Below are 26,978 nucleotides of genomic sequence, written 5' to 3'. Positions count from 1 at the left end.
GTGACCGTACGGCCAGCCGCTGGCGAGCGCGCGCCCCGGCTCGCCACTGTCACGCCTACGTGACGGGATCTTCGGATTTCCGGTAAACGAGTCAGTGCCACTGTTGAGGGGTGTCACGCGGGCAGAATAGATGCCCGTAGTGGCGAGCGTAAGCGGACGAAAAGCTGATACTGTCACGCCCATGGGACAATCTACGGTGTGTCACGTGCATGAGACGATTGGTGCTCACATGCGTCACGCCCCCGGTTCGGAGGGGGTGTGGTGACCGAGCTCGCCACCCGCGCCCAGGCCTTCGGGCTGATCGCCGAGGGGGTGGCCGCGGGGCTGACCGCCCCCTGGCGCCTCTACCTCGCCCGAGGCTGCCGCTACCTGTCGCTGAGCGTCGGCGACCGCGCCGAGTGGAACGCCTGGCGTACCCATCTCGGCTGCCCGGAGCTGAGCGTCCGGGTCTACGACGCCGGCGGCGAGATCCGCCGCTCCTCGGTGGCCGAGATCGTGCTGGACGGCTGCCGGATCAGCGTCGAGCTGGTCGAGGAGGTCAGCACCGACGACCTGGACCGGCTGCTCGTCGCCGATCCCACCACGATCGAGCCGGAGGAGCGATGACCGGGCGTCCGAGCCGGGCCGGGGCCGCCCGATGAGCCCGTTCCTCGCGGTGTTCCTCGTCCTGGTGCTCGGCGCGACGAGCTACGCGGCCGGCCGGTTGCACGGGCAGCTCAGCTACCGCATCGGCTACCGCTTCGGCTACCGGCAGGGCTACTTCGACGGTGACCGGGGCGCCTGGAACCGGCGTCGCCGCGACGCCCAGGCCGCGATCGCCTCCGCCCTGTCGGTGTCCCCGGCAGAGGTCGTCCGCTCGGCCAGCACCGTCGCCCGCGCCGGCACCACGTACACCGGCTCGTCGTTCAGCGCGCCGGCCGCCCCGATCACCGGGCGGCACCCGACCGGCACGCTCGTTCGGCGTACCGGTTGAGGTCGGTCGGCGGGCGTGGGCCCGCCGACCGGCACCACCGACGCGGTGCGTCGTCCGCGGCGGACACGCACCGTCGGGGTCACGTCAGACCGGTGACGGTGGCCCCAACCCGGCCGGGGTGCGCGCAGGGGGCATGCATCCCGGCCGGTTCCGCCGCCGGCCTTCCCGGTGGTGCGGGGCCCCGCGAAGCCGTGTTCACACGCCCGTCTAGGTAGATCCACGTTCGCCCCCTAGCCGGGAGGGTCCGGCGGGGCTAGCGTCTAGCTATGGCACGGGGTTCTCCCGGGCCAGCCGGTCCGCCCGGATCTGCGACCTCGCGCATGGGGTTCCGCATCCGACCCCGTGTCCCCGGGCACCGGAGGAGGCGGAACACGGGTGGCGGGTGCCCATCCGTCGGAGCAGGCCTGTGACGACTCGCCGTACCACCGCCGGTGCCGACCAGACCCCGGCCGCGACTGCCACGACCCGCCGTGCCACCAGGAGCCGCCGTACGGCGGCCGCCGCGCCGGCCGACCCGAAGGAGCCACGACCAGCCGGCCAGGCCTTTGTCCTGGACACGTCCGTGTTGCTCTCCGACCCGGCGGCGTTCCACCGGTTCGCGGAGCACGAGGTGGTGCTGCCACTGGTGGTCATCACCGAACTGGAAGGCAAGCGGCACCATCCGGAGCTGGGCTGGTTCGCCCGGCAGTCGCTGCGGATGTTGGACGACCTACGGGTCCGGCATGGCCGACTCGACCGACCGGTGCCCGCCAACGACGTCGGTGGCACCCTGCGGGTGGAGCTCAACCACACCGACGACGGCGTGCTGCCGCCCGGTTTCCGGACCGAGAGCAACGACGCCCGGATCCTGTCCGTCGCGCTCAACCTCGCCGCCGAGGGGCGGGAGGTCACCCTGGTCAGCAAGGACATGCCGCTGCGGGTCAAGGCGGCCTCGGTGGGCCTGCGCGCCGACGAGTACCGGCACGGCCAGGCCAGCGACCCGACCTGGACGGGCATGTCCGAGCTGGACCTGACCGACGAGCAGATCGGGTCGCTGTACGCCGGCGAGACGCTCGACCTCGACGAGGCGGCCGGTCTGCCCTGCCACACCGGCCTGGTGTTGCACTCGGGGCGGGGCTCCGCGCTCGGCCGGGTGCTGCCGGACAAGTCGGTCCGGCTGGTGCGGGGCGACCGCGAGGCGTTCGGCCTGCACGGCCGCTCCGCCGAGCAGCGCATCGCGCTCGACCTGCTGCTCGACGAGGCGATCGGGATCGTCTCGCTGGGCGGCCGGGCCGGCACCGGCAAGTCGGCGTTGGCGCTCTGCGCCGGGCTGGAGGCGGTGATGGAGCGCCGCCGGCACAAGAAGGTGATCGTGTTCCGCCCGCTGTACGCCGTCGGCGGCCAGGAGCTGGGCTACCTGCCCGGCTCGGAGTCGGAGAAGATGTCGCCGTGGGCCCAGGCGGTCTTCGACACGCTCGGCGCGGTGGTGCACGAGAACGTGCTGGAGGAGGTCACCTCGCGGGGAATCCTGGAGGTGCTGCCGCTCACCCACATCCGGGGACGCAGCCTGCACGACGCGTACGTGATCGTGGACGAGGCCCAGTCGCTGGAGCGTGGGGTGCTGTTGACGGTGCTGTCCCGCATCGGGCAGGGCTCCCGGGTGGTGCTCACGCACGACGTGGCCCAGCGGGACAACCTGCGGGTGGGCCGGCACGACGGCGTGACCGCGGTCATCGAGGCGCTCAAGGGTCACCCGCTCTTCGCCCACGTCACACTCAGCCGGTCGGAGCGGTCGCCGATTGCCGCGATGGTCACGGATCTCCTGGAGGACATCCCGATCTGATGATGTTATGCGGGCTTTTGTCCGCATAATTTATGTGGCACAGATCACAAACAGCGTGGTTGGTTTCCCATCAGCCTCACTGTGCGCAATCGTGTCCCACGAGCGTCCACGCACCATGGGCATCGTCGGCTGTCGAACGTCGCGAGACGGGCGATATCGGCGGCGGTCGGTGCGTCGGCGCGACCGGCAAACGGTCGGGGCGCTCGTGGCACGGTTGACGGTCCATTGCTGGCCCGCGCCGCGCCGCGTCCATGCCCCCGACGAAGGGACCACTTCGTGAGTCGGCTGTGGAGCCGGTTGGGTGCCCGTACGGCTGCTGTGGCGCTGCTCTCCGTGGGCGTTGCCGGCGGCTTCTACCTGGGCGAAGACCGGGAAACCCAGCAACAGGGGCTGACCGAGCAGGTCAGCCGCGAGGTCGACCAGGCCGACCTCGCGTACCAGCGTGAGCGGCAGTCCGCCCACCAGGTGCAGTTCTCCAAGCAGCGGGCCGCCGAATACCAGGCCAAGCTGCGGGCGGCGCAGGCCGCGAAGGAGGCCGCCGAACGCGCCCGCCGAGCCGAGGCCGCCGCGGCGTCCCGCAAGCGCGAGCGCGAGGCCGCGAACGCGCCCGCCAAGCCGTACGACGGGCCGATCCCGGCGTCCTGCGAGGAGTTCAGCGGCAACCGCAAGACCGGCTGCGCCCTGATGATCAGCTCGGGCTTCGGCATCTCCGAGTTCCCCTGCCTGGAGAAGCTCTGGACCAAGGAGAGCGGCTGGAACCACAAGGCCGCCAACAACTCGTCCGGCGCGTACGGCATTCCGCAGGCCCTGCCCGGCAGCAAGATGGGTACGGTCGCCGCCGACTGGCGGACCAACCCGGCCACCCAGATCACGTGGGGGCTGGGCTACATCAAGGGCAGGTACAAGTCGCCCTGCGGCGCCTGGACGTTCTTCCAGAACAACAACCACTACTGACGGCTTTCGAAGGCGGGGCCGGGTGGATCTCCACTCGCCCCGCCTTCGCGCGTACTCCGGACGGGACGCGAGTGGCGGTCGGCCGCTTTTGCTGATAGCAGTTGTCAGGTGACCCTGCACCCGTCAAGCGGCGACCCCTTCCGGTTCGGCACCGAGGCGTTCTACGCCTCGCTCGGCCGGGCGTTCGTCGCCATGTGCGCGGTGGTCCCGTTCCTCTTCCTCATCGAGGCCGTCGACCAGGGGCTCGCGTTCGGTCTGGACGCCAACGCCGGCATCATCCCGCAGCGCATCGAAGGGCTGGACGGGGTCTTCTTCTCCCCGTTCCTGCACCACGGCTTCGACCACCTCTACAGCAACAGCATCCCGCTGATCCTGCTGGGCACGTTCGTCCTGGCGGCCGGCGCCCGCCGCTTCCTCTGGTCGACCCTGGTCATCATCCTGGTCAGCGGGCTCGGCGTCTGGTTCACCGGATCGCCCAACTCGGTGGTGGTCGGCGCGAGCGGCGTCATCTTCGGCTACCTGGGCATCCTGCTCACCCGGGGCATCGTCGAACGCAGCTGGTGGAACTTCGCGGTCTTCCTGTTGGTCGGCCTGCTCTACGGCTGGCAACTCGTCGGCATCCTCCCCACCGACGAGCGGATCTCCTGGCAGGGCCATCTGTTCGGTCTGCTCGGCGGGGTGGTGGCGGCGATCCTGTTCCGCCGCCGACGCCCGGCGGTGGACGGGCCGGACTACTCGGGCTCCACGCTGAGCATGCCCTGACCAATTCCCCGGCGCGCCCCTGAGACGTGCTTGCCGGACCGCCGCCACCCGCCTACGGTCGAGATCAGCAAGCGTTGATCCGTAAGCGGAAAGCGACGGTACGCCATGCGTGAGGTCGATGTCGCCGTGATCGGGGCCGGTCCGGCCGGTCTCTTCGCCGCGTACTACGCCGGGTTCCGGGGGCTGTCCGTGGCGGTGATCGACGCGCTGCCCGAGCCCGGCGGTCAGGTCACCGCCATGTACCCGGAAAAGTTGATCCTCGACGTGGCCGGCTTTCCCGCCGTCAAGGGCCGGGACCTGGTGGCCAACCTTGTCGCACAGGCCGCCCCGTTCGATCCGCAGTACCTGCTCAACACCCGTGCCGAGAAACTTTCGTACGCCGACGACCGCCCGGTGCTCGGCCTGGCCGGGGGAGAGCAGCTCGGCTGCGGGGCGGTCGTGGTCACCGGTGGGCTCGGCAGCTTCAGCCCGCGTCCGCTGCCGTGCGCCGACGGCGCTCCCGGCACCGGGATCGTCTACTTCGTCACCGAGCCGACCGACCTGGCCGACCGGGACGTGCTGATCGTCGGTGGTGGCGACTCCGCCTTCGACTGGGCGTTGACGCTGCAACCACTTGCCCGTTCGGTGACCCTGGTGCACCGTCGGGAAAAGTTCCGGGCGCACGCCTCGACGGTCGCCCGAGTGCTGTCCCTGCCGGTGCGGGTGGTGGTCAACGCCGAGGTCAGCCGGCTGATCGGGGATGGCACGGTGACCGCCGCCGAGGTGACCGTACGCGGTGGTGCCACCGAGACGCTGCCGGTGGACACCGTGGTCGCCGCGCTGGGCTTCACCGCCGACCTGGGCCCGCTCGCCGAGTGGGGGCTGCGTCTGGACCGCCGGCACATCCTGGTGGACAGCGCGATGGCCACAAACCTGCCGCGGGTCTTCGCGGCGGGCGACATCACCGAATACCCGGGCAAGGTGCGGCTGATCGCCACCGGCTTCGGCGAGGCGGCGACGGCTGTCAACAACGCGGCCGTGGCCATCGACCCGAGCGCGCACCTCTTCCCGGGGCACTCCTCCGACGCCGGTTGATGGTCGATATCGGACCCAGACCGACCTGAGTCCGGATCGAGACGGGTCGACCGGACCCTGAGGTGATGACGGGTTCCGAGACACCGCGAGATGGCGCACCCACCACGCTGTCCTGGCTCTGCCATCCCGCCACCGTGATCGCCCTGGTCCTGCTGCTGGTCAACGACCACGTGCTGAAGGCGACCTTCCCCGGCCCGGTGACCGGGAAGCTGAGCGACGTGGCCGGCCTGGTGCTCGCCCCACCGCTGGTCGCGGTCCTGCTGACCCTCCTGGTGCCGCGGTTGCCAGCCCGGGCCGCCGCGCTGGCCGGTCTGGTCGCGGTGGGCGCCGGCTTCGCGCTCGTCAAATCCAGCGGGTACGCCGCCGAGCTGGCCTCGTCGGCCTGGACCGTGCTGGCCGGGCCGTCGCTGGTCCGGGCCGACCGGACCGACCTGCTGACCCTGCCGGCGCTCGGCCTGGCGTGGTGGAGTTGGACCCGGTCGCGCCGCCGGCCGGTGCGCCAACGGACCGCCCGGGTGGTCCGGCTGCTCGTGGTGCTACCACCAGCGGTGTTGGCGGTGGCCGCGACCAGCCCGGTCTACTATCCGTACGCAGTGGCCACCGCCGTGGTCGACGGTCACCCGGCGATCTCGGTCGGCACCGGCTACAGCACGTCGGACTGGCCGGCCGATCCGTTGGACGGGCAGTGGGCGGTCAGCGAGGACGGCTCGACCACCTGGCGGCAGGCCACGAAGGATGAGCAGCGGCAACTGTCCCGCCAGGAGTTCGGGCAGCAGCAGGCGTGCGCTTCGAATGAGCCCCGGCGTTGCTACCGGATCGTCACCGGGCACCTACGCGTCGAGGAGAGTGACGACGCCGGCGCGACCTGGCGGGTGGCCTGGGAGGTGCCTGACGGGCAGCGGGAGGAGTTGGCCCGCCGGTCGCCGAACCCGGGCGATGTCCCGCGCCACTTCGCCTCCCGCGATCTCGTCGTCTATCCCCATGCCGGGGGTGGTCACGAGGTGCTGGTCGCCAACGGGCGGGACGGGTTTCTCCGCCGCCTGCCCGACGGTGGGTGGCAGCGCGTCGGGTTCCTCTTCGAGGAGGGGCAGTCCGGCACGTCGTGGGACGGACCGCCCCGACTGGACGGTGGCGGCCCCGGCGACCGCGAGATGGACCTGTTGCTCGCCGTCGCGCTGGCGCTGACTCTCGGCTGCGCGGTCACTGCGCTCGCCGGTCATCTCGCGATCCGCCGTGGTGGAGGTCCGCGCTGGTGGGGGGTCGTCAGCAGTGCGTCGATGCTGGTCGCGGGGATCGTGTTGGCCGCGGCCTGGGGGCGCGACGACGACACCCTGGCGTTCATGGCCGTGCCGTTCGTGCTGGCGGTGGGCGTCCTCACCACGGTGGCCATGATCGTTCGAGCCTCCTACCAGGGCGCTCTGCGGAGCTGGATCGGCCGCGTGCTCACCGGGTTCCTCCTCACCGTGCTCCTGGCTGGCCTGCCGCTCGTCGGTTGGCTGTACGGCACCCCGTCGCGGACCCGGTTCGCGGTGGCGCTCGCCCTGCTGGCCACGGTGCCGGGCGTGCTGCTGGCCACCCGGATCGCGCGGCTGGTGGACCCGGCCCGCGGGTTCGAGCGCCGGTACCCACCGCGCCCGCCCTATCCGCCATACGGGCCCTATCCGCCGCACGGGCCCTATCCGCCTGCGTCATACCCGGCTGGCCCGCCGACGGTGCCTGATCCGCCGTACCCGTCGCAATCACCGCCGCGGTGAACCTCCGACAGGCGGCTGGCCCCTTTGCGGGCGGTTGGTCAGCGGCGGGCCGCTAGGTCAGCGGGCGGGCCGGTGGCGCCAGCGCGGCGATCAGCACCGCCACCATTGTCAGCGCCGCCCCGAGCAGGGTGTTCACACCGGGGTGCGAGGCCGCCGTGGGCAGCACCAGGTCCAGCAGGACCGCCCCCACGATCTGGCCGGCGATGGTGGCCAGGCCCAGCAGCAGCACCCCGGTGAACCGCACGATCGCGGCGGCGATCGCGATGAACACGATGCCGATCGGGCCGCCCACGTAGAGCCACGGCTCGCTCGGCAGGTGGCCGGTCGGCCAACCGCGTACCGCGACGTCGATGGCGAACGCGACGAGCAGGGTGGCGGTGCCGACGACGAAGTTGACGAGTGTCGCGGTCAACGCGCTGTCGGCCGCCGCCCGGACCCGCCCGTTGACCGCCTGCTGCCAGGCGGTGCCCACCCCGGCGACCAGCGGCAGCAGGGCCAGCGCCAGCGTCCCCGGACTGCCGAGCCGGTCCCCGACCGCCAGGCCGACCGCCAGCACGGTGAGCACCGCGCCGGCCAGCCGTTGCCGGGTCACCGGCTGCCGGCCGGTCGGGCCGATGCCGGCCCGGTCCACGGCGAGGCTGCTGCCGGACTGGCCGGCGACCACGGCCACGGTGAAGACCGCCACGCCCAACGTGCCGATGGTGAGGCCCTGACACGCCACCAGGAACGCCCCGCACATGCCACCGAGGCACTGCCACGGCCGCAGCGTGCCCGCCGCGAGCGCGCGCCGCACCCCGACCAGGCCACGCCGCCCGGTCGCGGTGGCGGGCACCAGCACCAGGAGCACCAGCAGGCCGAGGCCGAACGAGACGACCGCGGCGGCGAAGCCGTCGTCGAGGCGTACCCCCAACTCGCCGTTGATGCGCGACTGCACCGCCACCGCGAGCCCGGCGACGGACGCCAGCGCGACGCCGCCGATGCGGCGGGCGGCCGACAGGACCTGCGGTGTCTCCGTGTTGGCGGTTGTCACTCCTGCTCGGCCAGCGGACGACCGTCGAAGTCGACAGCGGAGTAGAGCGCCAGCTTCTCCAGCCGGTGGTACGAGTCGATCACCCGGATCGTGCCGCTCTTCGACCGCATCACGATCGACTGCGTGTACGCGCCGCCGGCCCGGTACCGCACCCCGCGCAGCAGATCCCCGGAGGTGACCCCGGTCGCCACGAAGAAGCAGTTGTCGCCGGTCACCAGATCATCGGTGCCGAGCACCCGGTCCAGGTCGTGCCCGGCGGCGAGCGCCTTCTCCCGTTCCTGCTCGTCGCGCGGCCAGAGCTTGGCCTGCATCGCACCGCCCATGCACTTCAGGGCGCACGCGGAGATGATGCCCTCCGGGGTGCCGCCGATGCCCATCAGCACGTCGACCTCCGACTCGCCCCGCGCGGCCGCGATGGAGCCCGCGATGTCACCGTCGGAGATGAACCGGATGCCCGCCCCGGTCCGGCGAATCTGTGCGACCAGGTCCTCGTGGCGGCTCCGGTCCAGCACACAGACCGTCACCTCGGAGACGTCGGTGCCCTTGACCTTGGCGATCCGCCGCACGTTCTCGGCGACACCGGCGTTGATGTCGATCACGTCGGCGTACGCCGGCCCGACGGCGAGCTTCTCCATGTAGAAGACGGCGCTGGGGTCGAACATCGCACCCCGCTCGGAGACGGCGAGGACCGCGACCGCGTTCGGCATGCCCTTGCTCATCAGGGTGGTGCCGTCGACCGGGTCGACGGCGACGTCCACCTCCGGGCCGGTGCCGTCGCCGACGTGTTCGCCGTTGAAGAGCATCGGGGCGTTGTCCTTCTCGCCCTCGCCGATCACCACCACGCCACGCATCTGGATCGAGTTGATCAGCTTGCGCATGGCGTCGACGGCCGCGCCGTCGCCGCCCTCCTTGTCGCCTCGGCCCACCCACCGACCGGCCGCCATCGCGGCGGCCTCGGTGACCCGGACCAGGTCGAGGGCGAGGTTTCGGTCGAGATCCTGTGGGATCCGCGTCCTGGTGTTGGTCATGACGGCTGCTCCTCCTCGCGACGGTGCGGGGACGACCGGCGGCGGGGCGGTCCCCACTGCCGGCTCTGTCGCTGATCCTCACACGATGGCCGACCGGGCGTTGGCGCGGGGCGGTGATGGCCTGGATACCGCCGGTCGGGCGGCTGCGAAGATAAGGGGGTGGAACCCGCACAGCCAGCCGACCGCGTACCCGCCGACCGCACGCCACCCGACGGTCAGCCGCCGGTCGACGTCCCAGTCGCCGCCGGTGGTGAGCCCACCGGCGACGATCCGACGCCACCGCCGCGGGCGAAGCCCGCCAAGTCCGAGCGGTCGCCGAAGGACATGGCGATCTCGTTGCTGGTGCTGCTCGTCCCGATCGCGCTGCTGCTGGCGTTCTACCGGGGCTTTCTCGGTGGTGACCAGGCCACGACCGTCGATCCGGCCCCGGCCATCGAGCAGGCCCGGTCGGCGAACGTGTTTCCGGTGAGCCAGCCGGAGGGACTCGGCTCCGGCTGGTCGACGGTCAGCGCCCGCTACCAGACGGTCGACGGCGGTGCGAACCTGCGTATCGGCTACCTCACCCCGGAGGGGCGGGGCGTCCAACTCCTGCAGAGCAGCGTGCCGGCCGAGCGGCTGCTCCCCGCCGAGCTGACCGACCAGGGCCAGCCCCAGGGCCCGACCGAGCTGGCCGGGCGGACCTGGCAGCTCTACGCGGCCCGGGGCAACCAGCAGGCGCTGGTCCTGCTGGAACCGACCCGCACGGTGATCGTCGTCGGCGATGCCCGGGACAACGAACTGCGCGAGTTGGCCGGCTCGCTGCACTGAACGGACAGAAGGGCGATTGTCCGACCCGACAACAGGGAACAGAGAGGGAGTGATCCGGGCGCGCTGCTCGGCCCGGATCGCGCGGCGCGGCCGACGGTGCTGCCGCGTCGCCCGGTTTCCGGCGCCGCCCAGGTCGTCGGGTGACCCTCTTGGGAGACACGTATGACTGTCCGACGACTCGGCGCCGGCCTGGTAGCCGCCGCTCTGATCACGCCCGCCCTGGCCGCCTGCGGCGACGGTACGACAGGCACCGCCGGATCGACCGCGACCCCGACGGTGACCGCGTCCGCCACGGCCAGCGCGTCCGGCGCCCCGGTGGCGGGCGACGCCAAGCAGGCCCTGCTCGACTCGACCAAGGAGATCAGCAGCGGCAACTTCCGGTTCACCCTCGCGGGTGCCGGCTCCACGGCCGAGGGCCAGGTGCACCAACCGAGCCAGAGCGCGGAGATGAAGATCGCGGTCGGTGGTCCCTCGTCCGACCTGGCGATGAAGCTCGACGTGATCCACTTCAAGCCGGACAGCTGGGTGAAGCTGGAGCTGACCGGCTCGACCGCCAACAGCCTGCCCACCATCAAGCAGCTCAACCTCGGCAAGTACCAGCACCTGGACCAGGCCCGGATCAAGGGCAACCGCAGCCTCGGCTTCGACTTCGACAAGGTCGACCCGGCCGGCAGCGCGGTGCTGACCCAGGGCATCACCGAGGTCCGCAGCACCGGCACCGGCGCGTACGCGGGCACCATCGACGTCACCAAGGCCGCCGAGGCGGGTTCGCTGAACGCCGCCACGATCGCCGCGCTGGGCACCCAGGCGAAGACGGTTCCGTTCACCGCGAAGGTGGACCCGCAGGGCCGGCTCAGTGAGTTGGTGCTGCAGTTGCCGGCCGCCGGGCAGACCGCCGCCCAGGAGATCAAGATGACGTACTCCGACTACGGCGCCGCCACGGCCGCGCAGAAGCCGCCGGCGGCCCAGGTCGTCGAGGCGCCGGCCGAGCTGTACAGCCTGTTCAACTGACGCGTCCACGTGGGGCGGCTCCGGCCGCCCCACCGGCGGTCGGTCAGGAAGCGGGCTCCTGCCGGGCGGCGTCGATCCGTGCCCGCGCCCCGTCCAGCCAGCGTTGACAGATCACCGCCAGCGCCTCGCCGCGCTCCCACAGTGCCAGCGACTCCTCCAGTGACGTGCCGCCGGCCTCCAGTCGCTCGACCACCGAGGCCAGCTCGGCGCGGGCCTGCTCGTAACTGAGCCGTTCGTCCGGCCCGGCCTTCGTGTCGTCAGTCATCGCACCCATCTCAGCACACCGCTCGCCCGGTCACCGCGTCGCCACTCAGCCGTCGACGGTGGCGGCCAGTTCGCCGTCGGCCAGCCGTACCCGCAACGGGTCGCCCTTGCCGACGTCGGACGCCGCGCGGACGACGTGGCCGTCGGCGCGCTGCACGATCGCGTACCCCCGGTCCAGGGTGGCGGCGGGGGAGAGCGCGCGCAGCCGGGCGAGGGTGTGGCGCAGGTCGTCGTCGGCGGCGACGAGCCGGTGCTCCAGGCAGCGGCCGGCCCGCTGGCGCAGCGCGGTCAGCTCGGTCGCCCGATGCTCCACCATCACCTGCGGCCGGGCCAGCACCGGCCGGGAGCGGAGCCCGTCGAGCCGGTGCGTCTCCCGGTCGACCAGGTTGCGCACCGCCCGTTCCAGGCGGTGCCGGGCCTGGCCGATGAGGCGTACCTCCTCGGTGAGGTCGGGGACGACCCGCTTGGCCGCGTCGGTGGGGGTGGAGGCGCGGACGTCGGCGACGTAGTCGATCAGCGGCGCGTCCGTCTCGTGACCGATCGCGCTGACCACCGGAGTACGGCAGCCGAACACGGCGCGGCAGAGCGCCTCGTCGGAGAAGGGCAGCAGGTCCTCGATGCCGCCGCCGCCCCGGGCGATGATGATCACGTCGATGCTCGGGTCGGCGTCCAGCACCCGGAGCGCGTCGACGATCTGCGGCACGGCGGACGGCCCCTGCACGGCCACGTTCACCGTGCGGAACTCCACCGCCGGCCAGCGTCGCCGGGCGTTCGTCAGCACGTCCCGCTCCGCCGCCGACGCGCGCCCGGTGATGAGCCCGATCCGGCCGGGCAGGAACGGCAGTCGGCGCTTGCGGGCGCGGTCGAAGAGCCCCTCGGCGGCCAGCAGCTTCTTGAGCTTCTCCAGTCGGGCCAGCAACTCCCCGAGCCCCACCTGGCGAATCTCGTCGGCGCGCAGGCTCAGCGTGCCCCGGGCGGCGTAGAACTCCGGCTTGGCGTGCAGCACCACCCGGGCGCCCTCGCGCAGCTCCGGCGCCCCGGAGTCCAGCACGTCCCGGTTCGTGGTGACGGTCAGGCTCAGGTCGGCCGACGGGTCACGCAGGGTGAGGAAGACCGTGCTGGCCCCGGGACGGCGGCTGATCTGCGCGACCTGCCCGTCCACCCACACCCAGCCGAGCTTGGCGATCCAGGCCCCCACCTTCTGGCTGACCACCCGCACCGGCCAAGGCTCCTCGGCGCTGCTACGAGCCCCCTCACTCACCGCCCACCCCCGCTCACCCGCTCACCCACCCGCCCATTCACCCACCCGCCCACCCTACGGACCCCCACGGCCTGCCCCGTTGATCATGAGGTTATTGCCCCTGGTGTCGGCGTGTCGCAGCGATAACCTCATGATCAACGGATTACGGGGTTGGTGGTCTTGGGGGGGACGGCACGTACGATGGGGTCGTGACTGAGGCTGAGGCGACTCCCCGGACCGGCAAGCGCGTGCTCCTGGCGAAGCCCCGCGGTTACTGCGCTGGTGTCGACCGCGCCGTGCAGACCGTCGAGGAAGCACTGAAGCTCTACGGCGCCCCGATCTACGTGCGCAAGCAGATCGTGCACAACAAGCACGTGGTACAGACGCTGGAGGCCCAGGGCGCGATCTTCGTGGAGGAGAACGAGGAGGTGCCGGAGGGGTCCACCGTCATCTTCTCCGCGCACGGCGTCGCCCCCGAGGTCTACGAGCAGGCCAGGCAGCGCTCGCTGAAGGCGATCGACGCGACCTGCCCACTTGTCACCAAGGTGCACCACGAGGCGAAGCGGTTCGCCGCCGAGGACTACGACATCCTGCTCATCGGCCACGAGGGGCACGAAGAGGTCATCGGCACCGCCGGTGAGGCTCCCGCGCACATCCAACTCGTCGACGGCCCGGACGGCGCCGACAAGATCACCGTACGGGATCCGGAGAAGGTCGTCTGGCTCTCCCAGACCACGCTCTCGGTCGACGAGACGCTGGAGACGGTGGCCCGGCTCAAGCAGCGACTGCCGCTGTTGCAGTCCCCGCCCAGCGACGACATCTGCTACGCCACCTCCAACCGGCAGCACGTGGTCAAGGAGATCGCCGCCGACTGCGACGTGGTGATCGTGGTCGGCTCGACCAACTCCTCCAACTCGGTCCGACTGGTCGAGGTCGCCCTGGACGCGGGCGCGCGCGCCGGCCACCTTGTCGACTTCGCCCACGAGATCGACGACGCCTGGCTGGAGGGGGCCACCACGGTCGGCCTGACCTCCGGCGCGAGCGTCCCGGACGACCTGGTCCAGGAGGTGCTCGCCTACCTCGCGGCGCGGGGCTTCGCCGACGTCGAGGAGATCACCACCGCCAACGAGCGGCTCACGTTCTCCCTCCCGCAGGAGCTGAGGCGGGACATGAAGGCCGCGGCGGCGCGCGGCTGAGCACGGGAACGAACCCGACCCGGCGTACGTCAGATCCGGCATGAGGACCTTTCGGCTCGCCGTCTCCGCGCTGACCATCTGCGTGGCGCTGAGCGCCTGCGCCAGCGAGGACGCCGGACCCGGCAACCCCCCGCCGATGCCGACCGGCACGGTGACCAGCCAGCCCACGCCGGACCCGACCGGCACGCCGTCGATCGTCGACCCCGCGCCGACCAGCACGCCGTCGGTCGTCGACCCCGCGCCGACCGGGATGCCGTCAGGCCCGAAGCCGGGCGGGCCGAGCACGCCACCGGGAGTCCGGGCCACCACCCTGTCCGGGGTGGTGCAGGGCGGGGTGGAGCCCGGCTGTGTCCTGCTCGACGGCTACCTGCTGCTCGGGGGGCCGCGGAACGTGCTGACCCCGGGCGCGCGGGTGGAGGTCACCGGCCGGGCCGAGCCCGGCATGATGACCACCTGCCAGCAGGGCACCCCGTTCGTCGTGTCGAACGCCAACCCGTCCTGACCGGCCGAGCTAGCGGGTCGCGACCTCGTCGTCGGCCGGATCGACCAGCTCGGGCGCCTGCGGCTGGCGGGGCGTCAACTCGACCTGCGCGGGCGCGGCCAACTCCTCGTCCGACACGCCCAACTCGGCGAGCTTGCGCGCGCTGACCAGCACCCGGGCCTCCAACGAGCCGACCGCCCGGTTGTACGCGGTCACCGCCCCGGCCAGCGACGACCCGAGCTTGCCCACGTGGTCGCCCAGGGTGGAGAGCCGACCGTACAGCTCCCGGGCGAGGGTGTGCACCGCCAGCGCGTTACGGGCCAGAGCCTCCTGCCGCCACGAGTAGGCGACGGTGCGGAGCAGGGCGACGAGCGTGGCCGGCGTGGCCAGCACCACGTTGCGGGTGAAGGCGTGCTCCAGCAGGGTCGGGTCACGCTGGAGCGCGACGTCGAGGAACGGATCGGCGGGGACGAACAGCACCACGAACTCGGGCGAGTTGTCGAACGCCGACCAGTACGACTTGGCGGCCAGGGCATCCACATGCCCCCGCAGGTGCCGGGCGTGCGCGTCGAGGTGGGTGTCGCGGCCGCGCTCGTCACGGGACTCCATGGCCGTCAGGTACGCGTCGAACGGCGCCTTGGCGTCCACCACCACGGATCGGCCGCCGTGCAGCCGAACCACCAGATCCGGTCGGACGACCTGCTGGTCGGTGGCGGCGGTGACCTGCTCGGAGAAGTCGCAGTGCTCCAACATTCCGGCCGCCTCGACGATCCGGCGCAACTGGTGCTCGCCCCACCGACCCCGCACCTGCGGCGCGCGCAGCGCCGCCACCAGTTGTTTGGTCTCGGTGCGCAGCTCACCGGAGACGGCGGTCATCGACCGGACCTGTTCGCGCAGCTCGGCGTACGCGTCGACCCGGTCGTGTTCCAGCTCGGCCACCCGCTGCTCGTAGCGGCGCAGGGTGTCGTGCAGCGGCGCGACCGCCCGGGCCACCGCCTCCTGGGACTGCGCGGTGGCCTCGTAACCCAACGCCCGCATCGACTGCTCCAGCCGGCCCTCGCCCTCCCGGGTGGCGGCCAGCGTGGCATCGAGGCGGGCGATGTCGGCCGCCGAGCGGGACCGGGCCGCGAGCCAACCCACCGCCCCGCCGGCACCGAGGCACACGATCACCAGGAGCAGCGTCGAGACGTCCATCACCGGAGCTTGCCAGACCGGTACGACGTGCGAGCCGGGGGTACGTTCGATGACATGGAACTTGTGTTGTGCCTCGCCGTGGTGGTGGTCGGCGCGTTGGGTGCCGCGGCGCTCGTCCGCGCCCAGGCCGGCGCTCGGCAGCGCACCGCGCTCGGCGACGCCCGCGCGGAAGCGCAGCGGTGGTACGAGCGCCTCGGTGGCCAGTTGATGAACCTGAGCGGCGACGAACCAGCGGTACGCCAGGCGCTGGCCGATGCCGGTGAGCGGTACAACGCGGCCGGCTCGCAGTTGGAGCAGGCGCGTACGCCGCACCAGTTCGGGCTGGCCCGGGAGACCGCGCTGGAGGGGCTGGCGTACATCCGGGCGGCGCGTACCGCGCTGGGCATCGACCCGGGCCCGGAGGTGCCGACGCTTGCCGCCGCGCGCGGCGTCGGGCAGCTCACCAAGGAGCGCGAGGTCGACGTGCAGGGGCAGACCTTCCGGGCCGGTCCGCAACCCGGCCGGGAAACGCCCTACTACTACCCGGGTGGGCGTTACCAGGGCCGGCCGGTGCCCGCCGGTTGGTATTCGACGCCGTGGTGGAAGACGGCGCTGGGCGCCGGCGCCGGTGTGCTGGGCGGCATCCTGATCGCCGACGCGCTGTTCTCGCCGGCCTTCGCCGACCCCGGGTACGGCTACGACGCCGGCTACCAGGAGGGCTTCGGTGACGGAGTCGACCAGGGCGGCGACGGTGGCGACCAGGGCGGCGACTTCGGCGGCGGCGACCAGGGCGGGGACTACGCCGGCGGTGACTACGGCGGCGGCGGTGACTACGCCGGCGGCGACTTCGGCGGCGGCGGGGACTTCGGTGGCGACTTCGGCGGCGGCGGGGACTTCGGTGGCGACTTCGGTGGCGGCGACTTCGGTGGCGGCGACTTCTGACAGTCGTTCACACCTACGGAAACGGGCCCCGGTCGCAGCGACCGGGGCCCGTTCTCGTACCTGTTGATCAGCCGGTGTTGCGCATTCCGGCGGCGATGCCGTTGACCGTGGTGAGCAGTGCCCGCTCCAGGGCGGTGCCGTCGCTCGGTGCGCGTCGGCCGCCCGGGGCGGTGGCGATCGCCCGTCCGGCGGCGCCGGACTCCCGGTACTGCCGCAGCAGCGCCACCTGGAGATGGTGCAGCGGCTCCAGATAGGTGTCACGGACGGCGAGGGTGCGCTGGAGCACCGGCGAGTTTTCCAGCAGGGCGGGCGAGGCGGTCACCGCCAGCACCTCCCGCTTGGTCAGCTCGTACTCCTGCTCGATCTGTTCGAAGATCGGGTGCAGCTTCTTCGGGACCAGGGTCTCGACGTACCGGCGGGCGATGCTCAGGTCGGTCTTGGTCACCATCATCTCGACGTTCGACAGGAACGTGCGGAAGAAGTGCCAGTTGCGGTGCATCTCGGCGAGCACGTCCGCCAGGCCGGCCTCGCGGGCGGCGGCCAGACCGGAGCCCACGCCGAACCAGCCCGGCACGATCTGCCGGGTCTGCGTCCACCCGAACACCCACGGAATGGCCCGCAGACCGGACAGCCCCGCGCCGGTGTTCGGACGCTTCGCCGGCCGGGAGCCGATGTTGAGCGCGCCGAGCAACTCGGTGGGCGTGGACGCCCAGAAGTACGCCGGCAGGTCCGGGTCCTCGACGAGCGACCGGTAGGACCGGTACGCCGACTCGGAGACCACGTCCATGGTGGCGTCCCAGCGTTCCAACATCTCGGCCGGTTGCCGGGGCGCGGTGTGCAGCAGGGTCGCCTGGAGCACCGCGGCGAGGGTGAGTTCCAGGTTTTCCCGGGCCAGGGACGGCAGGGTGTACTTGTCGGAGATGACCTCGCCCTGCTCGGTCACCTTGATCGCGCCGTCCAGCGTGCCGTACGGCTGGGCCAGGATCGCCTCGTGCGTCGGCCCGCCGCCGCGACCGACCGTGCCGCCCCGGCCGTGGAACAGCCGCAGGTGCACCCCGTGTCGGGCGGCCACGTCACGAAGCGCGCGCTGCGCCCGGTGGATCGACCACTGGCTGGTGGTGATCCCGGCTTCCTTGTTGGAGTCGGAGTAACCGAGCATGACTTCCTGTACGTCGCCCCGGGCGCTCACGAGTGCCCGGTAGGCGGGCAGCGACAGCAGGTCGTCGAGGAGTTCGCCGCCGGCGTTCAGCTCGGCCGGGGTCTCCAGCAGCGGCACGAACCCGATCCGCGCCCGCCCGCTGTGCACGTCCACGAGACCTGCCTCGCGGGCCAGCACCACCGCGGCCAGCACGTCGTCGACGCCCATGGTCATCGAGATGATGTACGACTCGATCACCTCGGTGCCGAACCGGTCCTGGGCCTCGCGGATCGTGCTGAACACGTCGAACGTCTTGCGGGCGCTCTCGGTCAGCGGCGTGTCCAGTGTGGACAGCGGTCGACGGCCGGTCAGCTCGTCGGCCAGCAGCTTTGTGCGTTCCAGCCGGCTCAACGCCGGATAATCGGACACCTCGCCGACGGCCCCGTACAACTGGGTGAGCACCTCGTGGTGCTTCTGGGCGTGCTCCCGGACATCCATGGTGGCCAGGTGCAGGCCGAACGCGGAGACCGTACGGATGGTGGAGGCCAGCCGGCCGACGGCGGTGAGCTGCCCGGAGTTGCGGGCCAGCGAGGCACGCAGCAGGTCCAGGTCGGCGATCAGCTCGGCGGAGCCCTGGTAGTCCCGGCCGGGCACGTGGGCGGTGCCCTGGCGCAACCGCTGCCGGGTGTTGGCGAGCTTCGCCTTCACGCAGCGCGCCTTGAGCCGGTACGGCTCCTCGGCGTTGACCCGCCGGAACCGCGTCGCCACCTCGGGCAGTGCGTCCAGGTCGGCGGCGAGGCTGGCGGAGAGGTCGAGCGACACCCCGCGCAGCCGACGCGAGACCGAGACCTCGTTGATCAGGTGGTCCATCGCCTTCTCGGTGGCCGCGATGCCGTGCTCGTGCTGGATGGTCAGCACCTCGCGGGTGACCGCCGGGGTGACGAACGGGTTGCCGTCGCGGTCGCCGCCGATCCAGGTGCCGAAGCTCAGCGGCCGGGCCGTCGGCGAGGTCTCCACGCCGAGGGTGCGCAGCGTGTCGGCCAGGTCGTCGAGCACCTGCGGGGCGGCCTCGGCGTAGAGGTCGCGCAGGTAGTAGATGGCGTTGCGGGCCTCGTCGGTCGGGTCCGGCCGGTCGAGGCGCAGCTCGTCGGTCTGCCACATCAGGTCCAGCAGCTCGGCCAGGCGACGGTTGGCCGGGCCCTCGTCGCTGGCGCCGTAGAGGATCGCGTTCGCGGTCTCGGTGTCCAACTCGTCGGCGATCGCGCGCAGCTTGGACAGGATCGAGCGGCGGGCCGCCTCGGTCGGGTGGGCGGTGAAGACCGGGCGCACCGCCAGCCGGCGTGCCGCGTTCGCGATCTCCTCGGCCGGCACCCCGCGCTCGGCGATCATCTTGGCCGCCTGGTCCAGCCAGCCGCCCTGCACCGCGCGACGGCGGCGCAGGTCCCGTGCACGGTGCACCTGCTCGGTGATGTTGGCGAGGTGGAAGTAGGTGGAGAAGGCGCGGGCCAGCTTGGTGCCGGTGGTCACGTCGAGCCCGCCGAGGCGTTGGGCGGCCGCGGGGGCGTCGGTGCGGACCTGGGCGCGGATCTCCTCGACGAGGTCGAGCAGCGGCCGACCCTCCTGGCGGGCCAGCGTCTGCCCGAGCAGGGTGCCGAGCCGGCGGATGTCGGCACGCAGCGCGGCGTCGGGGCCGTCGTGGTCGTGCTGGTCAGTCACGGTGCGCTCCCTCACGTGGATACGAAGGACAGCGCTGTCCGACTTACTGGATGGTATCCGCGCGCACCGGGTGTCCGGAGGGCCCCCTGGTGATCCACTGTCTTCGAGGTGGTGTTTTCGGGCGTGATCTCAGCCACCGTGACGGGCTGATCCGGGGTCGGGGCGGGGCGAGTCGGGGCCTGCGGTGGTGGCCCGGCGACCCCGCACCAGGCTCGCGCTGACCAGGCCGAGCGCGCCGAGGACCGCCCAGAGGGTGAGTGCGATCGCCGGCCAGCCGGCCGATCGCCAGTGGAAGTAGACGGCGGCCTTGGTCAGGTCGTTCGCGAGCCCCGGGATGTTCCAGCGGTGCATGCCGCGCAACAGGCCGGGCAGGAACTCGGGCGCGTAGATGCCGCCGGAGCCCGGGTTGCCGAGCACCACGAGGAGCAGGATGACGAGCGCGGTGCCCGCGACACCGAGCCAGCCCTGGATGGCGCTGGCGAACAGCGCGGCGGCGAAGACGGCAAGCGCGCCGATGGCGGCGATCGTCGGTACGTCGTGGTGCCAGATGTCCAGCACCGGCCCGACCACTACCGCGCCGGCGATGCCGAGCAGCGCGCTGTAGACGGCCAGGGCGGCGATACGCAGCCCGGCCCGCCGCGCCGTACGCGGGGTGGTGCCGGCGGATATCCCCAGCACCGTCGAGGCGAGGTAGCCGCCGAGCACGTACCCGACGTTCAGGTAGAAGGGCACCACCCCGCGCGGGTCGGACGAGGTGACCGGCACCTTGTCGACGATCTGTAGCGGGGTGCCGGTGCGGGTGGCGGCGGTGCTGAGCACCTCCCGGATCGCGCTCGTGGCGGAGGGGCCGGAGGCGCTGGCGACGGTGAGGAGCAGGCCGCTGTCGGGGCCGGTGCTGAGCACCGCGTACACGGCGCGGCTGAGCAGGCCGTCCTCGGCGGAGCGGGCGTCGTCGTACCCGATGGGGGTGATGATCGTGGTCTGGCCTCGGATGGCGTCGAGCGTCGCCTGGGCGCGCTGGTCGCCGTTGGCGACACCGACCGGCAGGTCGCGCGGGGTGGGCTGGTGCAGCGCACCGACGTAGGCGGCGATGAACGCGGTGGCCAACGCGAGGGTGCCGAGCAGCAGCCCGATGCTGCGCGGTGCCCAGTCCCGGGCTCGACCCTGCGGGATTCCGTCCATATTGCCAGCGTATGACCCGGTTCGTCATTCGCCGGGCGAAAACCGATTGGCTGGTCGGATAGCTTCTGATCATGGTGTCGCTGCGCTATCCGCCCAAACCGCGGCCGGGCGACCGGGTCGCGGTCGTCTCACCGTCCGCCGGCCTGCCGGCGATCTTCCCCCACGTGTACGAGTTGGGGCTGCGCCGGCTGCGCGAGGAGTTCGGACTGGAGCCGGTGGAGTATCCGACCACCCGGGTCCTGGGGGCCGACCCGCGCGACCGGGCCCGCGACCTGACCGCCGCCTTCGCCGACCCGAGCGTCACCGCCGTGCTCGCCACGGTCGGCGGGAACGACCTGATCACGGTCACCCCGCACCTCGACGACGACGTGGTGCGGGCCAACCCGAAGCCCTACTTCGGCTACTCCGACAACACGAACGTGCTCAACCACCTCTACCGCCTGGGCATCGTCGCCTATCACGGCGGGTCGGTGCTCGTGCACCTCGGCCGGCCGGGCGCGCCACACCCGCTGACCTTCGACTCGCTGCGCGCGGCCCTGTTCAGCACCGACTGGTACGAGTTGACGCCCGCCCACGAATGGGGTGACCGGCCGAACCCGTGGACCGAGCCCGAGACGCTGGCGTACGAGCCGGAGATGCTGCCCGGCGAGGGCTGGCGCTGGCAGGGCCCACAGCGGGCGGTGCGGGGACGCACCTGGGGCGGCAACCTGGAGATCCTGCACTGGCTGCTGGCCACCGACCGGGTGCCCACGGCCGCCGAGTTGGCCGGATCCGTGCTCGTCGTCGAGACCTCGCAGGAGATGCCCGCCGCGCAGGAGGTGTTCCGGATCGTGCGGAACATGGGGGAGCGGGGGCTCCTCGCCGCCTTCCCGGCGATCGTCGTCGGTCGCCCGAAGGCGTGGGATTTCGACAAACCGCTGTCGGTGCCCGAACGGTCCGCGTGGGGCGAGGCCCAGCGGGAGGCGATCACCCGCGCCCTCACTCCGTACAACCCGGACGCGGTGGTGGTCTTCGACGTCGACCTCGGTCACACCGACCCGCAGTTGATCATCCCGTACGGCGGCGAGATCCTCGTCGACGCCGTCGACCGCCGGATCTCGGTGCGCTACTGACGAGACCCGGGCGTGCCGTACGCACCGGCGGGGAGGTGCCACCTCCCGCCGGTGCGTGCCCGTCGGCGTCAGTCGGTCGGGCAGAACACCGATCGCAGCGCGGCCAGGAAACCCGCGCTCGCCGGAGCCGGCGACAGCCCACGTGCGTCGGCGTCGATGTCGTAGACGTTGGCGGCCAGGACGAGTTGTCGGGAGTTGTCGAGGCTCGTCGCCGTGAGGCTGGTGAAGCCCGGCCCGCCGCCGTCCGTCGTCCACACCGTGGTCGGGCCTCCGCCGCAGGGGAGCGTCCTCCGCTGCACGCCCAGCCCGTACCCGTCCGACCCGTCGTCCGTCGCCACAAGCGTCTCCAACTCACGCTGCTGCGCCGGCGCGAGCAGCCGCCCGCCGAACAGCGCCCGGTGGAACCGTGCCAGGTCCGCCGTCGTCGAGATCATCGCGCCGGCGGCCCAGTCGTACGACGGGCTGAACCGGGTCACATCTCGCCCGGCCAGGTCGTAACCGTGCAGGTGCCGGCCGTGGATCTCCGGGTCGGTGACCGGGAACGAGGTCTGGCTCAGGCCCAGCGGGCCGACGATCCGCCGCCGCACCTCGCTCGTCGCGTCCCGGCCGGTGACCGCCTCGATGATCAGACCGGCGAGCAGGTAGTTCGTGTTGGAGTAGGCCCACGAGGCGCCCGGGGCGAAGTCCGGGCGGTGGGCCACCGCCAGGGCGATCACCGCGCGGGGCGAGATGACCCGGTCCCAGTCGTGCTCGTCGAGGTACGGCGCCCAGAAGCTTCGTTCGCCGGTCGGATCCCAGATGCCGCTCGTGTGGTTGAGCACCTGCCGGACGGTGATCGTCGAACCGTCGTTGCCGTTACGCCGGACGACCCCGGGCAGCCACCGCTCGACCGGATCGTCGAGGGTCAGCCGTCCCTCGCCCACCAGTTGCAGCAGCACCGTCGACACGAACGCCTTGGTGTTGCTGGCGATCCGGAACCTGTCGTCCGGCCGGGCCCGCGCACCGGTGGCCCGGTCGGCCACTCCCGCGGCCACCTGCCACCGTCGGCCGTCCACCCGGCCGTACGCCACCGCGCCCGGGAAGCCGTCCCCGACCAGCTGGTCGAGCGCGGCGGCCATCGCCTGGCGTTCCGCCCCGGGCTGGCCGGCACCGGCCGGCAGGGGTGGGACGGCGAGAGTGGCGACCAACGAGCCGACCGACACCACAACGGTCCACAACGGACGCATCATGACCTGCTCCTATCGACGATCCAACGTCTGTCCCCGTCGACCCTGCCGAAGCGCGTGCCGCAGGAGAATGCGGATCTCCCGCCGGCCGGGTGGGGTTAACCCGACAGATCACGACGGGCTGGCCGGTTGGGCGGGTGGCTCGTGCCGCCGGCATGCTGAGCCGGCACCCGGTGCCGGCCCGCGTCCGGCACGATGTCGTCCGGTGTGGCGTCGTCCGGTGCGGTGCGGTGCGGTGCGATGCGGTGTCGTCCGGCAGGTCGGGAGGATCAGATGACGCGTCTCCGGCAGCTCCGCAACCAGGTCGCGTACGTGCTGGTGGGCCTGCCGCTGGCGGTCGTCGGCCTCGCGTACGCCGGCCTCACGGTCGTGGTCGGCGGCATGTTGTCGCTGACGCTGCTCGGCCTGCCGCTGCTGTCCAGCGGCGTCCTCGGCGCTCGCGGCTGGGGGCGGCTGCACCGCGCTCTCGCCGGCGCGACGCTCGGCCTGCGGGTCGCCCCTCCACGCCCGGTCCGCCGACGGCCCGGCCCGGTGGGGTACGTCCGGACGGGTCTGGGCGATGCCACCGGCTGGCGGGCGATGGCCTACCTGATCGTGAAGCTGCCGCTGGCCCTGCTCGCGGCGGCGGTGGTCGCGGTCTTCCTCTGCTACCCGGTGTTCCTGCTCAGCCATCCCCTCTGGTGGCGGTTCGTCCGGCCGGTCAACACCGACAGTTTGGGTCGGCCGCACCGCGCCGCCCTGCAACTCGGCGACTTCTTCTTCGACACCTGGCCCCGGTCGTTCCTGCTGGCCGGGATCGGTGCCGGGCTGCTTCTCGCCGGTCCCTGGCTGCTGCGCGCCGTGCTGTTCCTGGACGCGCTGCTGATCCGTGGCCTGCTCGGCCCGACCAGCCTGGACGACCGGGTGGACAACCTCGAACGGACCCGGGCCCTGGCCGTCGACGACGCCGCCGCGCTGCTGCGCCGCATCGAGCGCGACCTGCACGACGGCACCCAGGCGCAACTTGTCGCCCTGGCCATGAAGCTGGGGATGGCCAAGGAGAAGCTCGCCGACGGAGCCGGGCCGGAAGCCAGGGCGCTCGTGGAGACCGCGCACCGGGACGCGAAGACCGCCATCACCGACCTTCGGGACCTGGCCCGGGGCATCCACCCGCCCATGCTCGACAACGGGCTGGAGGCGGCGCTGGCCACCCTGGTGGCCCGGGGCGCCGTACCCGTGGGGTTGCGTGTCACCTTGACCGAACGACCGTCGCCGGCCGTGGAGACGATCGTCTACTACTGCGTCGCCGAGCTGCTCACAAACGTCGTCAAACACTCCACGGCCCGGCGGGCGACCGTCGAGGTACACCACGAGGGCGGTCTGCTGCGGGTACGGGTCTCCGACGACGGTGCTGGAGGAGCCAGGATCAGGTCCGCGGCTCACGCGCTACCCGGCGGCGGGTTGGCCGGCCTGCGCGACCGGGCCCGTACCGTGGACGGCACGATGCGGATAGACAGCCCGCCCGGCGGGCCGACAGTTGTCACTGTGGACCTCCCGGTGCGGCCGTGACCGGGCTGCGAGTGGTCCTCGCCGAGGACTCCGGGATCCTGCGCGACGGGCTCACCTACCTGCTCACCGACCGGGGGCACCGCGTGCTCGCCGCGGTGGCCGACCCGGAGGCGCTGCGGGCGGCCGTCGACGAGCACCGGCCGGACATCGCGGTGATCGACATCCGGATGCCGCCGACGTACACCGACGAAGGGCTCCGCGCCGCGCTCGCCGTCCGCGCGGATCATCCCGGCACGCCGGTGCTGCTCTTCTCCCAGTACGTGGAGACCAGGTACGCGGCGCAGTTGCTCGCCGGAGGCGCCGGGGGCGTCGGCTACCTGCTCAAGGACCGGGTGGCCGAGGTCGGCGAGTTCGTCGACGCGCTCACCCGGGTCGCGGGCGGGGCGACAGTGCTCGACCCGGAGGTCGTGACGCAACTACTCGGGGCAGCCCGGGGTGTCGAAGAGCTGGCCGGCCTCTCCGAGCGGGAACGCGGCGTACTGGCCCTGATGGCCCAGGGACGCTCGAACGTGGCGATCGCCGCGGCGCTGTTCCTCAGCGTGGGAGCGGTGGAGAAGCACATCACGAGCATCTTCGGCAAGCTCGGCCTGCCCCCGTCCGAGAGCGACCACCGTCGGGTCATCGCGGTCCTCCGCCACCTCCGGTCCGGGTCCTGACCGGTCGCTTCGGCGATGCTCCCGTGGAGCCAGCGCCGCACGCCGCGTTCCGTCTGCGGACCTGACTGCTCCGACGCAACCTCCGGCGATCTTGCAGTTTCTGTCGTCGATCTGGGCGGATATGCCACTTGTGTCGGGACAGAAAGTGCAAGATCGCGGGGTGGAGGCGCGGGGAGAAGTCAGTGGGTTACGAGGGCGAAGGCGCGCACCGGGAAGGTGCCCATGCCGGCCACCCTCGGTGGGGCCGCCGTGAACCGGAATCCGCTTGGCGGCAGAGCGTCCAGGCCGGTCAGGTGCTCCACGATCGGGATGCCGGCGGCGAGCAGTGTGCTGTGCGCGGGGCGTACGCCGCCGGCCGTCGGACCCATGTCGTCGATGTTGATCGAGTCGATGCCGACAAGTGCGGCGCCAGCGTCGGCAAGCACCTGGGCGGCGTCCCCGGTCAGGTACGGCGCTTCCGGGTCGCCGTACCGCTCGGTGCCGAAGTGCACGTCCCACCCCGTGTGCAGCAGCACCGCGCACCCGGCCACCTCGTACGGCGCCAGCATCAGTCGGTCCACGGCCCGCGTGCCGGCCGGCACGCGCACCACCACACCGGGCAGGTCGGCGAGGCGGCTCAGTGACACCCCGGCCAGGTCGTTGCCGCCGGCCCAGCGGTGGGCGGGGGTGTCCAGGTACGTGCCGGTGTTGGCGATCATGTCGATCCGGGCCACGTGGAACTCGGTGCCGGGCGCGTAGTTCGCCCGGGACGCCGCGAAGGTCAACCAGTCACTGATCCGCGGCGCCGGCCAGCCCGGCAGCGTGATCATCCCGTCGCTGATCACGTGGCTCAACTCGACCAGCCGACGATCGGAGCCGGACTCCTCGACGGCGACGCCCCGGCCACCCTTGTGCGGCTCCTCGATGATCGTCTTCGCGCTGACCCGGACCTCGGCGACCATCAGCAGCCCGAGGTGCCGGACGAACAACGCCGCCAGGTCGTCGTCGCTGATCTCCGGACCCGGAATGTCCAGTCGGAACTCCTCGGTGCGCAGCCCGCCGCCGTTTGCGAAACTCACCTGCGCGTCGAACTGTGCCCGCCACTGCCGCATCACACCCGCAACCCGACCACGCAGCCGCCGATCGGTCAAGATCGCCGCTGCCGCTGCCGCTGCCGCTGCCGCTGCCGCTGCCGTTGCCGTTGCCGTTGCCGCTGCCGCTGCTGCTGCTGCCTACTGGCCCGGTGCGGCCCGGTCGGCGGTCGTCCGAGGCGCCTTGCGCGGGGTTCGCACGTCCAGGTGGGGCAAGATCGTGCTCGATCCAGGAAAGAGTGGTATCCCCTGGGCTTTGAGGCCACTAAATCCTGGATCGAGCACGATCTTGATGCGTCGTGCGAACCAGCGGCAGCGGCCCTCGCAGGCGGTCACCTGGTGCGCTCGCCAGCAAGATCCGCACAACATCGGGGAAACTGCTGCCTCCGATGACCCGGAAGCAGCAGTTTCGGGGAAGTTGCGCCGATCTTGGGGCGGGCGTGAGGGTGGGGGCGTAGCTGCGCACGAGGCGCCTGGCGGCGCGCGGGGTGCGCGGGAGCGCGCGGGTTTGCGCGCGGGGTTGCGCGCGGGTTGCGCGCGGGGCGCGAGGGTGGTGCGCGGAGTGGGCGGGGCGCGGGGGTGGGCGGGAGTGGGCGGGGCGCGAGGGTGGTGCGCGGGAGTGGGCGGGGCGCGAGGGTGGTGCGCGGGGGTGCGCGAGGCGCGAGGGTGGTGCGCGGGGCGCGAGGGTGGTGCGCGGGGGTGCGCGGGGCGCGAGGGTGGTGCGCGGGGCGCGAGGGTGGTGCGCGGGAGTGGGCGGGGCGCGAGGGTGGTGCGCGGGAGTGGGCGGGGCGCGAGGGTGGTGCGCGGGAGTGGGCGGGA

Annotated in this window: 24 protein-coding genes; 15 read left to right on the top strand and 9 right to left on the bottom strand. The window is 72.1% G+C overall.

Going from position 1 to position 26,978, the window contains the following annotated elements:
* The first annotated feature begins 261 nt into the window (after positions 1-261).
* From ACPXBU_RS13215 to ACPXBU_RS13185, 7 genes are all read left to right on the top strand, one after another.
* Positions 262-606, top strand: a complete 345-nt coding sequence (locus ACPXBU_RS13215; protein WP_354995764.1) for a hypothetical protein — start codon at positions 262-264, stop codon at positions 604-606.
* 31 nt (positions 607-637) lie between these two features.
* Entirely contained in the window at positions 638-973 is a 336-nt protein-coding gene (locus ACPXBU_RS13210) for a hypothetical protein (protein ID WP_393366408.1), read from the top strand.
* A gap of 406 nt (positions 974-1,379) precedes the next feature.
* The gene (locus ACPXBU_RS13205) at positions 1,380-2,795 is read left to right on the top strand and encodes a PhoH family protein (protein WP_393366410.1); all 1,416 of its coding nucleotides are present in this window, start codon (positions 1,380-1,382) and stop codon (positions 2,793-2,795) included.
* Positions 2,796-3,071: 276 nt separating this feature from the next.
* The gene (locus tag ACPXBU_RS13200) at positions 3,072-3,749 is read left to right on the top strand and encodes a lytic transglycosylase domain-containing protein (RefSeq protein ID WP_393366412.1); all 678 of its coding nucleotides are present in this window, start codon (positions 3,072-3,074) and stop codon (positions 3,747-3,749) included.
* A 108-nt stretch (positions 3,750-3,857) separates the two neighbouring features.
* Entirely contained in the window at positions 3,858-4,511 is a 654-nt protein-coding gene (locus tag ACPXBU_RS13195; RefSeq protein ID WP_393366414.1) for a rhomboid family intramembrane serine protease, read from the top strand.
* Between the two features lie 105 nt (positions 4,512-4,616).
* Positions 4,617-5,585, top strand: a complete 969-nt coding sequence (locus ACPXBU_RS13190; protein WP_425758234.1) for an NAD(P)/FAD-dependent oxidoreductase — start codon at positions 4,617-4,619, stop codon at positions 5,583-5,585.
* A 65-nt stretch (positions 5,586-5,650) separates the two neighbouring features.
* Positions 5,651-7,339, top strand: a complete 1,689-nt coding sequence (locus ACPXBU_RS13185; protein ID WP_425758233.1) for a hypothetical protein — start codon at positions 5,651-5,653, stop codon at positions 7,337-7,339.
* 52 nt (positions 7,340-7,391) lie between these two features.
* Here ACPXBU_RS13185 and ACPXBU_RS13180 read toward each other — a convergent pair whose 3' ends face one another.
* Together ACPXBU_RS13180 and glpX are read right to left on the bottom strand one after the other, a co-directional pair.
* The gene (locus ACPXBU_RS13180) at positions 7,392-8,336 is read right to left on the bottom strand and encodes a DMT family transporter (protein WP_425758371.1); all 945 of its coding nucleotides are present in this window, start codon (positions 8,334-8,336) and stop codon (positions 7,392-7,394) included.
* A gap of 29 nt (positions 8,337-8,365) precedes the next feature.
* Entirely contained in the window at positions 8,366-9,397 is a 1,032-nt protein-coding gene (gene glpX, locus ACPXBU_RS13175) for a class II fructose-bisphosphatase (RefSeq protein WP_393366419.1), read from the bottom strand.
* 159 nt (positions 9,398-9,556) lie between these two features.
* Here glpX and ACPXBU_RS13170 point away from each other — a divergent pair, with 159 nt between their 5' ends.
* Both ACPXBU_RS13170 and ACPXBU_RS13165 read left to right on the top strand, forming a co-directional pair.
* Positions 9,557-10,204 (top strand): DUF4245 domain-containing protein, encoded by a 648-nt coding sequence (locus tag ACPXBU_RS13170; protein WP_393366421.1) that lies wholly within the window; start codon positions 9,557-9,559, stop codon positions 10,202-10,204.
* Between the two features lie 162 nt (positions 10,205-10,366).
* Positions 10,367-11,215 carry a hypothetical protein gene (locus ACPXBU_RS13165; RefSeq protein WP_425758232.1) on the top strand — a complete coding sequence of 283 codons (849 nt, stop codon included), beginning with the start codon at positions 10,367-10,369 and terminating at the stop codon, positions 11,213-11,215.
* 43 nt (positions 11,216-11,258) lie between these two features.
* Here the strand turns inward: ACPXBU_RS13165 and ACPXBU_RS13160 are convergent, their stop codons facing one another.
* Positions 11,259-11,480 (bottom strand): exodeoxyribonuclease VII small subunit, encoded by a 222-nt coding sequence (locus ACPXBU_RS13160; protein ID WP_030328827.1) that lies wholly within the window; start codon positions 11,478-11,480, stop codon positions 11,259-11,261.
* Positions 11,481-11,525: 45 nt separating this feature from the next.
* Entirely contained in the window at positions 11,526-12,740 is a 1,215-nt protein-coding gene (xseA, locus tag ACPXBU_RS13155) for an exodeoxyribonuclease VII large subunit (RefSeq protein WP_425758231.1), read from the bottom strand.
* A gap of 188 nt (positions 12,741-12,928) precedes the next feature.
* On the opposite strand from xseA, the gene ACPXBU_RS13150 reads away from it, so the two are divergent.
* Both ACPXBU_RS13150 and ACPXBU_RS13145 read left to right on the top strand, forming a co-directional pair.
* Positions 12,929-13,915, top strand: coding sequence for a 4-hydroxy-3-methylbut-2-enyl diphosphate reductase (locus ACPXBU_RS13150; protein WP_393366427.1), 987 nt, complete (start codon positions 12,929-12,931; stop codon positions 13,913-13,915).
* Between the two features lie 40 nt (positions 13,916-13,955).
* The gene (locus ACPXBU_RS13145; RefSeq protein WP_425758230.1) at positions 13,956-14,417 is read left to right on the top strand and encodes a hypothetical protein; all 462 of its coding nucleotides are present in this window, start codon (positions 13,956-13,958) and stop codon (positions 14,415-14,417) included.
* 9 nt (positions 14,418-14,426) lie between these two features.
* Here ACPXBU_RS13145 and ACPXBU_RS13140 read toward each other — a convergent pair whose 3' ends face one another.
* Positions 14,427-15,590, bottom strand: coding sequence for a DNA recombination protein RmuC (locus ACPXBU_RS13140; RefSeq protein WP_393366429.1), 1,164 nt, complete (start codon positions 15,588-15,590; stop codon positions 14,427-14,429).
* Between the two features lie 54 nt (positions 15,591-15,644).
* On the opposite strand from ACPXBU_RS13140, the gene ACPXBU_RS13135 reads away from it, so the two are divergent.
* On the top strand, positions 15,645-16,511 hold the full coding sequence (locus ACPXBU_RS13135) for a hypothetical protein (RefSeq protein ID WP_425758229.1): 867 nt from the start codon (positions 15,645-15,647) through the stop codon (positions 16,509-16,511).
* Between the two features lie 67 nt (positions 16,512-16,578).
* Here the strand turns inward: ACPXBU_RS13135 and ppc are convergent, their stop codons facing one another.
* Both ppc and ACPXBU_RS13125 read right to left on the bottom strand, forming a co-directional pair.
* Entirely contained in the window at positions 16,579-19,365 is a 2,787-nt protein-coding gene (ppc, locus tag ACPXBU_RS13130) for a phosphoenolpyruvate carboxylase (RefSeq protein WP_425758228.1), read from the bottom strand.
* Positions 19,366-19,494: 129 nt separating this feature from the next.
* The gene (locus ACPXBU_RS13125) at positions 19,495-20,547 is read right to left on the bottom strand and encodes a hypothetical protein (RefSeq protein WP_425758227.1); all 1,053 of its coding nucleotides are present in this window, start codon (positions 20,545-20,547) and stop codon (positions 19,495-19,497) included.
* A 71-nt stretch (positions 20,548-20,618) separates the two neighbouring features.
* Here ACPXBU_RS13125 and ACPXBU_RS13120 point away from each other — a divergent pair, with 71 nt between their 5' ends.
* Positions 20,619-21,659 carry a S66 family peptidase gene (locus ACPXBU_RS13120; RefSeq protein WP_425758226.1) on the top strand — a complete coding sequence of 347 codons (1,041 nt, stop codon included), beginning with the start codon at positions 20,619-20,621 and terminating at the stop codon, positions 21,657-21,659.
* 68 nt (positions 21,660-21,727) lie between these two features.
* Here ACPXBU_RS13120 and ACPXBU_RS13115 read toward each other — a convergent pair whose 3' ends face one another.
* A complete protein-coding gene (locus ACPXBU_RS13115) occupies positions 21,728-22,888 on the bottom strand; it encodes a serine hydrolase domain-containing protein (RefSeq protein ID WP_425758225.1) in 1,161 nt (386 codons plus the stop codon).
* 270 nt (positions 22,889-23,158) lie between these two features.
* On the opposite strand from ACPXBU_RS13115, the gene ACPXBU_RS13110 reads away from it, so the two are divergent.
* The gene (locus ACPXBU_RS13110) at positions 23,159-24,433 is read left to right on the top strand and encodes a sensor histidine kinase (protein ID WP_425758224.1); all 1,275 of its coding nucleotides are present in this window, start codon (positions 23,159-23,161) and stop codon (positions 24,431-24,433) included.
* A 5-nt stretch (positions 24,434-24,438) separates the two neighbouring features.
* Positions 24,439-25,089, top strand: a complete 651-nt coding sequence (locus ACPXBU_RS13105; RefSeq protein WP_393367088.1) for a response regulator transcription factor — start codon at positions 24,439-24,441, stop codon at positions 25,087-25,089.
* Positions 25,090-25,268: 179 nt separating this feature from the next.
* Here the strand turns inward: ACPXBU_RS13105 and ACPXBU_RS13100 are convergent, their stop codons facing one another.
* Positions 25,269-26,180: a cyclase family protein gene (locus ACPXBU_RS13100; RefSeq protein WP_425758370.1), complete on the bottom strand. Its 912-nt coding sequence runs from the start codon at positions 26,178-26,180 to the stop codon at positions 25,269-25,271.
* Between the last annotated feature and the right edge of the window lie 798 nt (positions 26,181-26,978).

Origin of the sequence: Micromonospora sp. DT231, assembly GCF_049847025.1 — a bacterium.
Lineage (GTDB): Bacteria > Actinomycetota > Actinomycetes > Mycobacteriales > Micromonosporaceae > Micromonospora.
The sequence above is the reverse complement of the archived record's forward strand: the minus strand, read 5'-3'. Positions and strand labels throughout refer to the sequence as shown.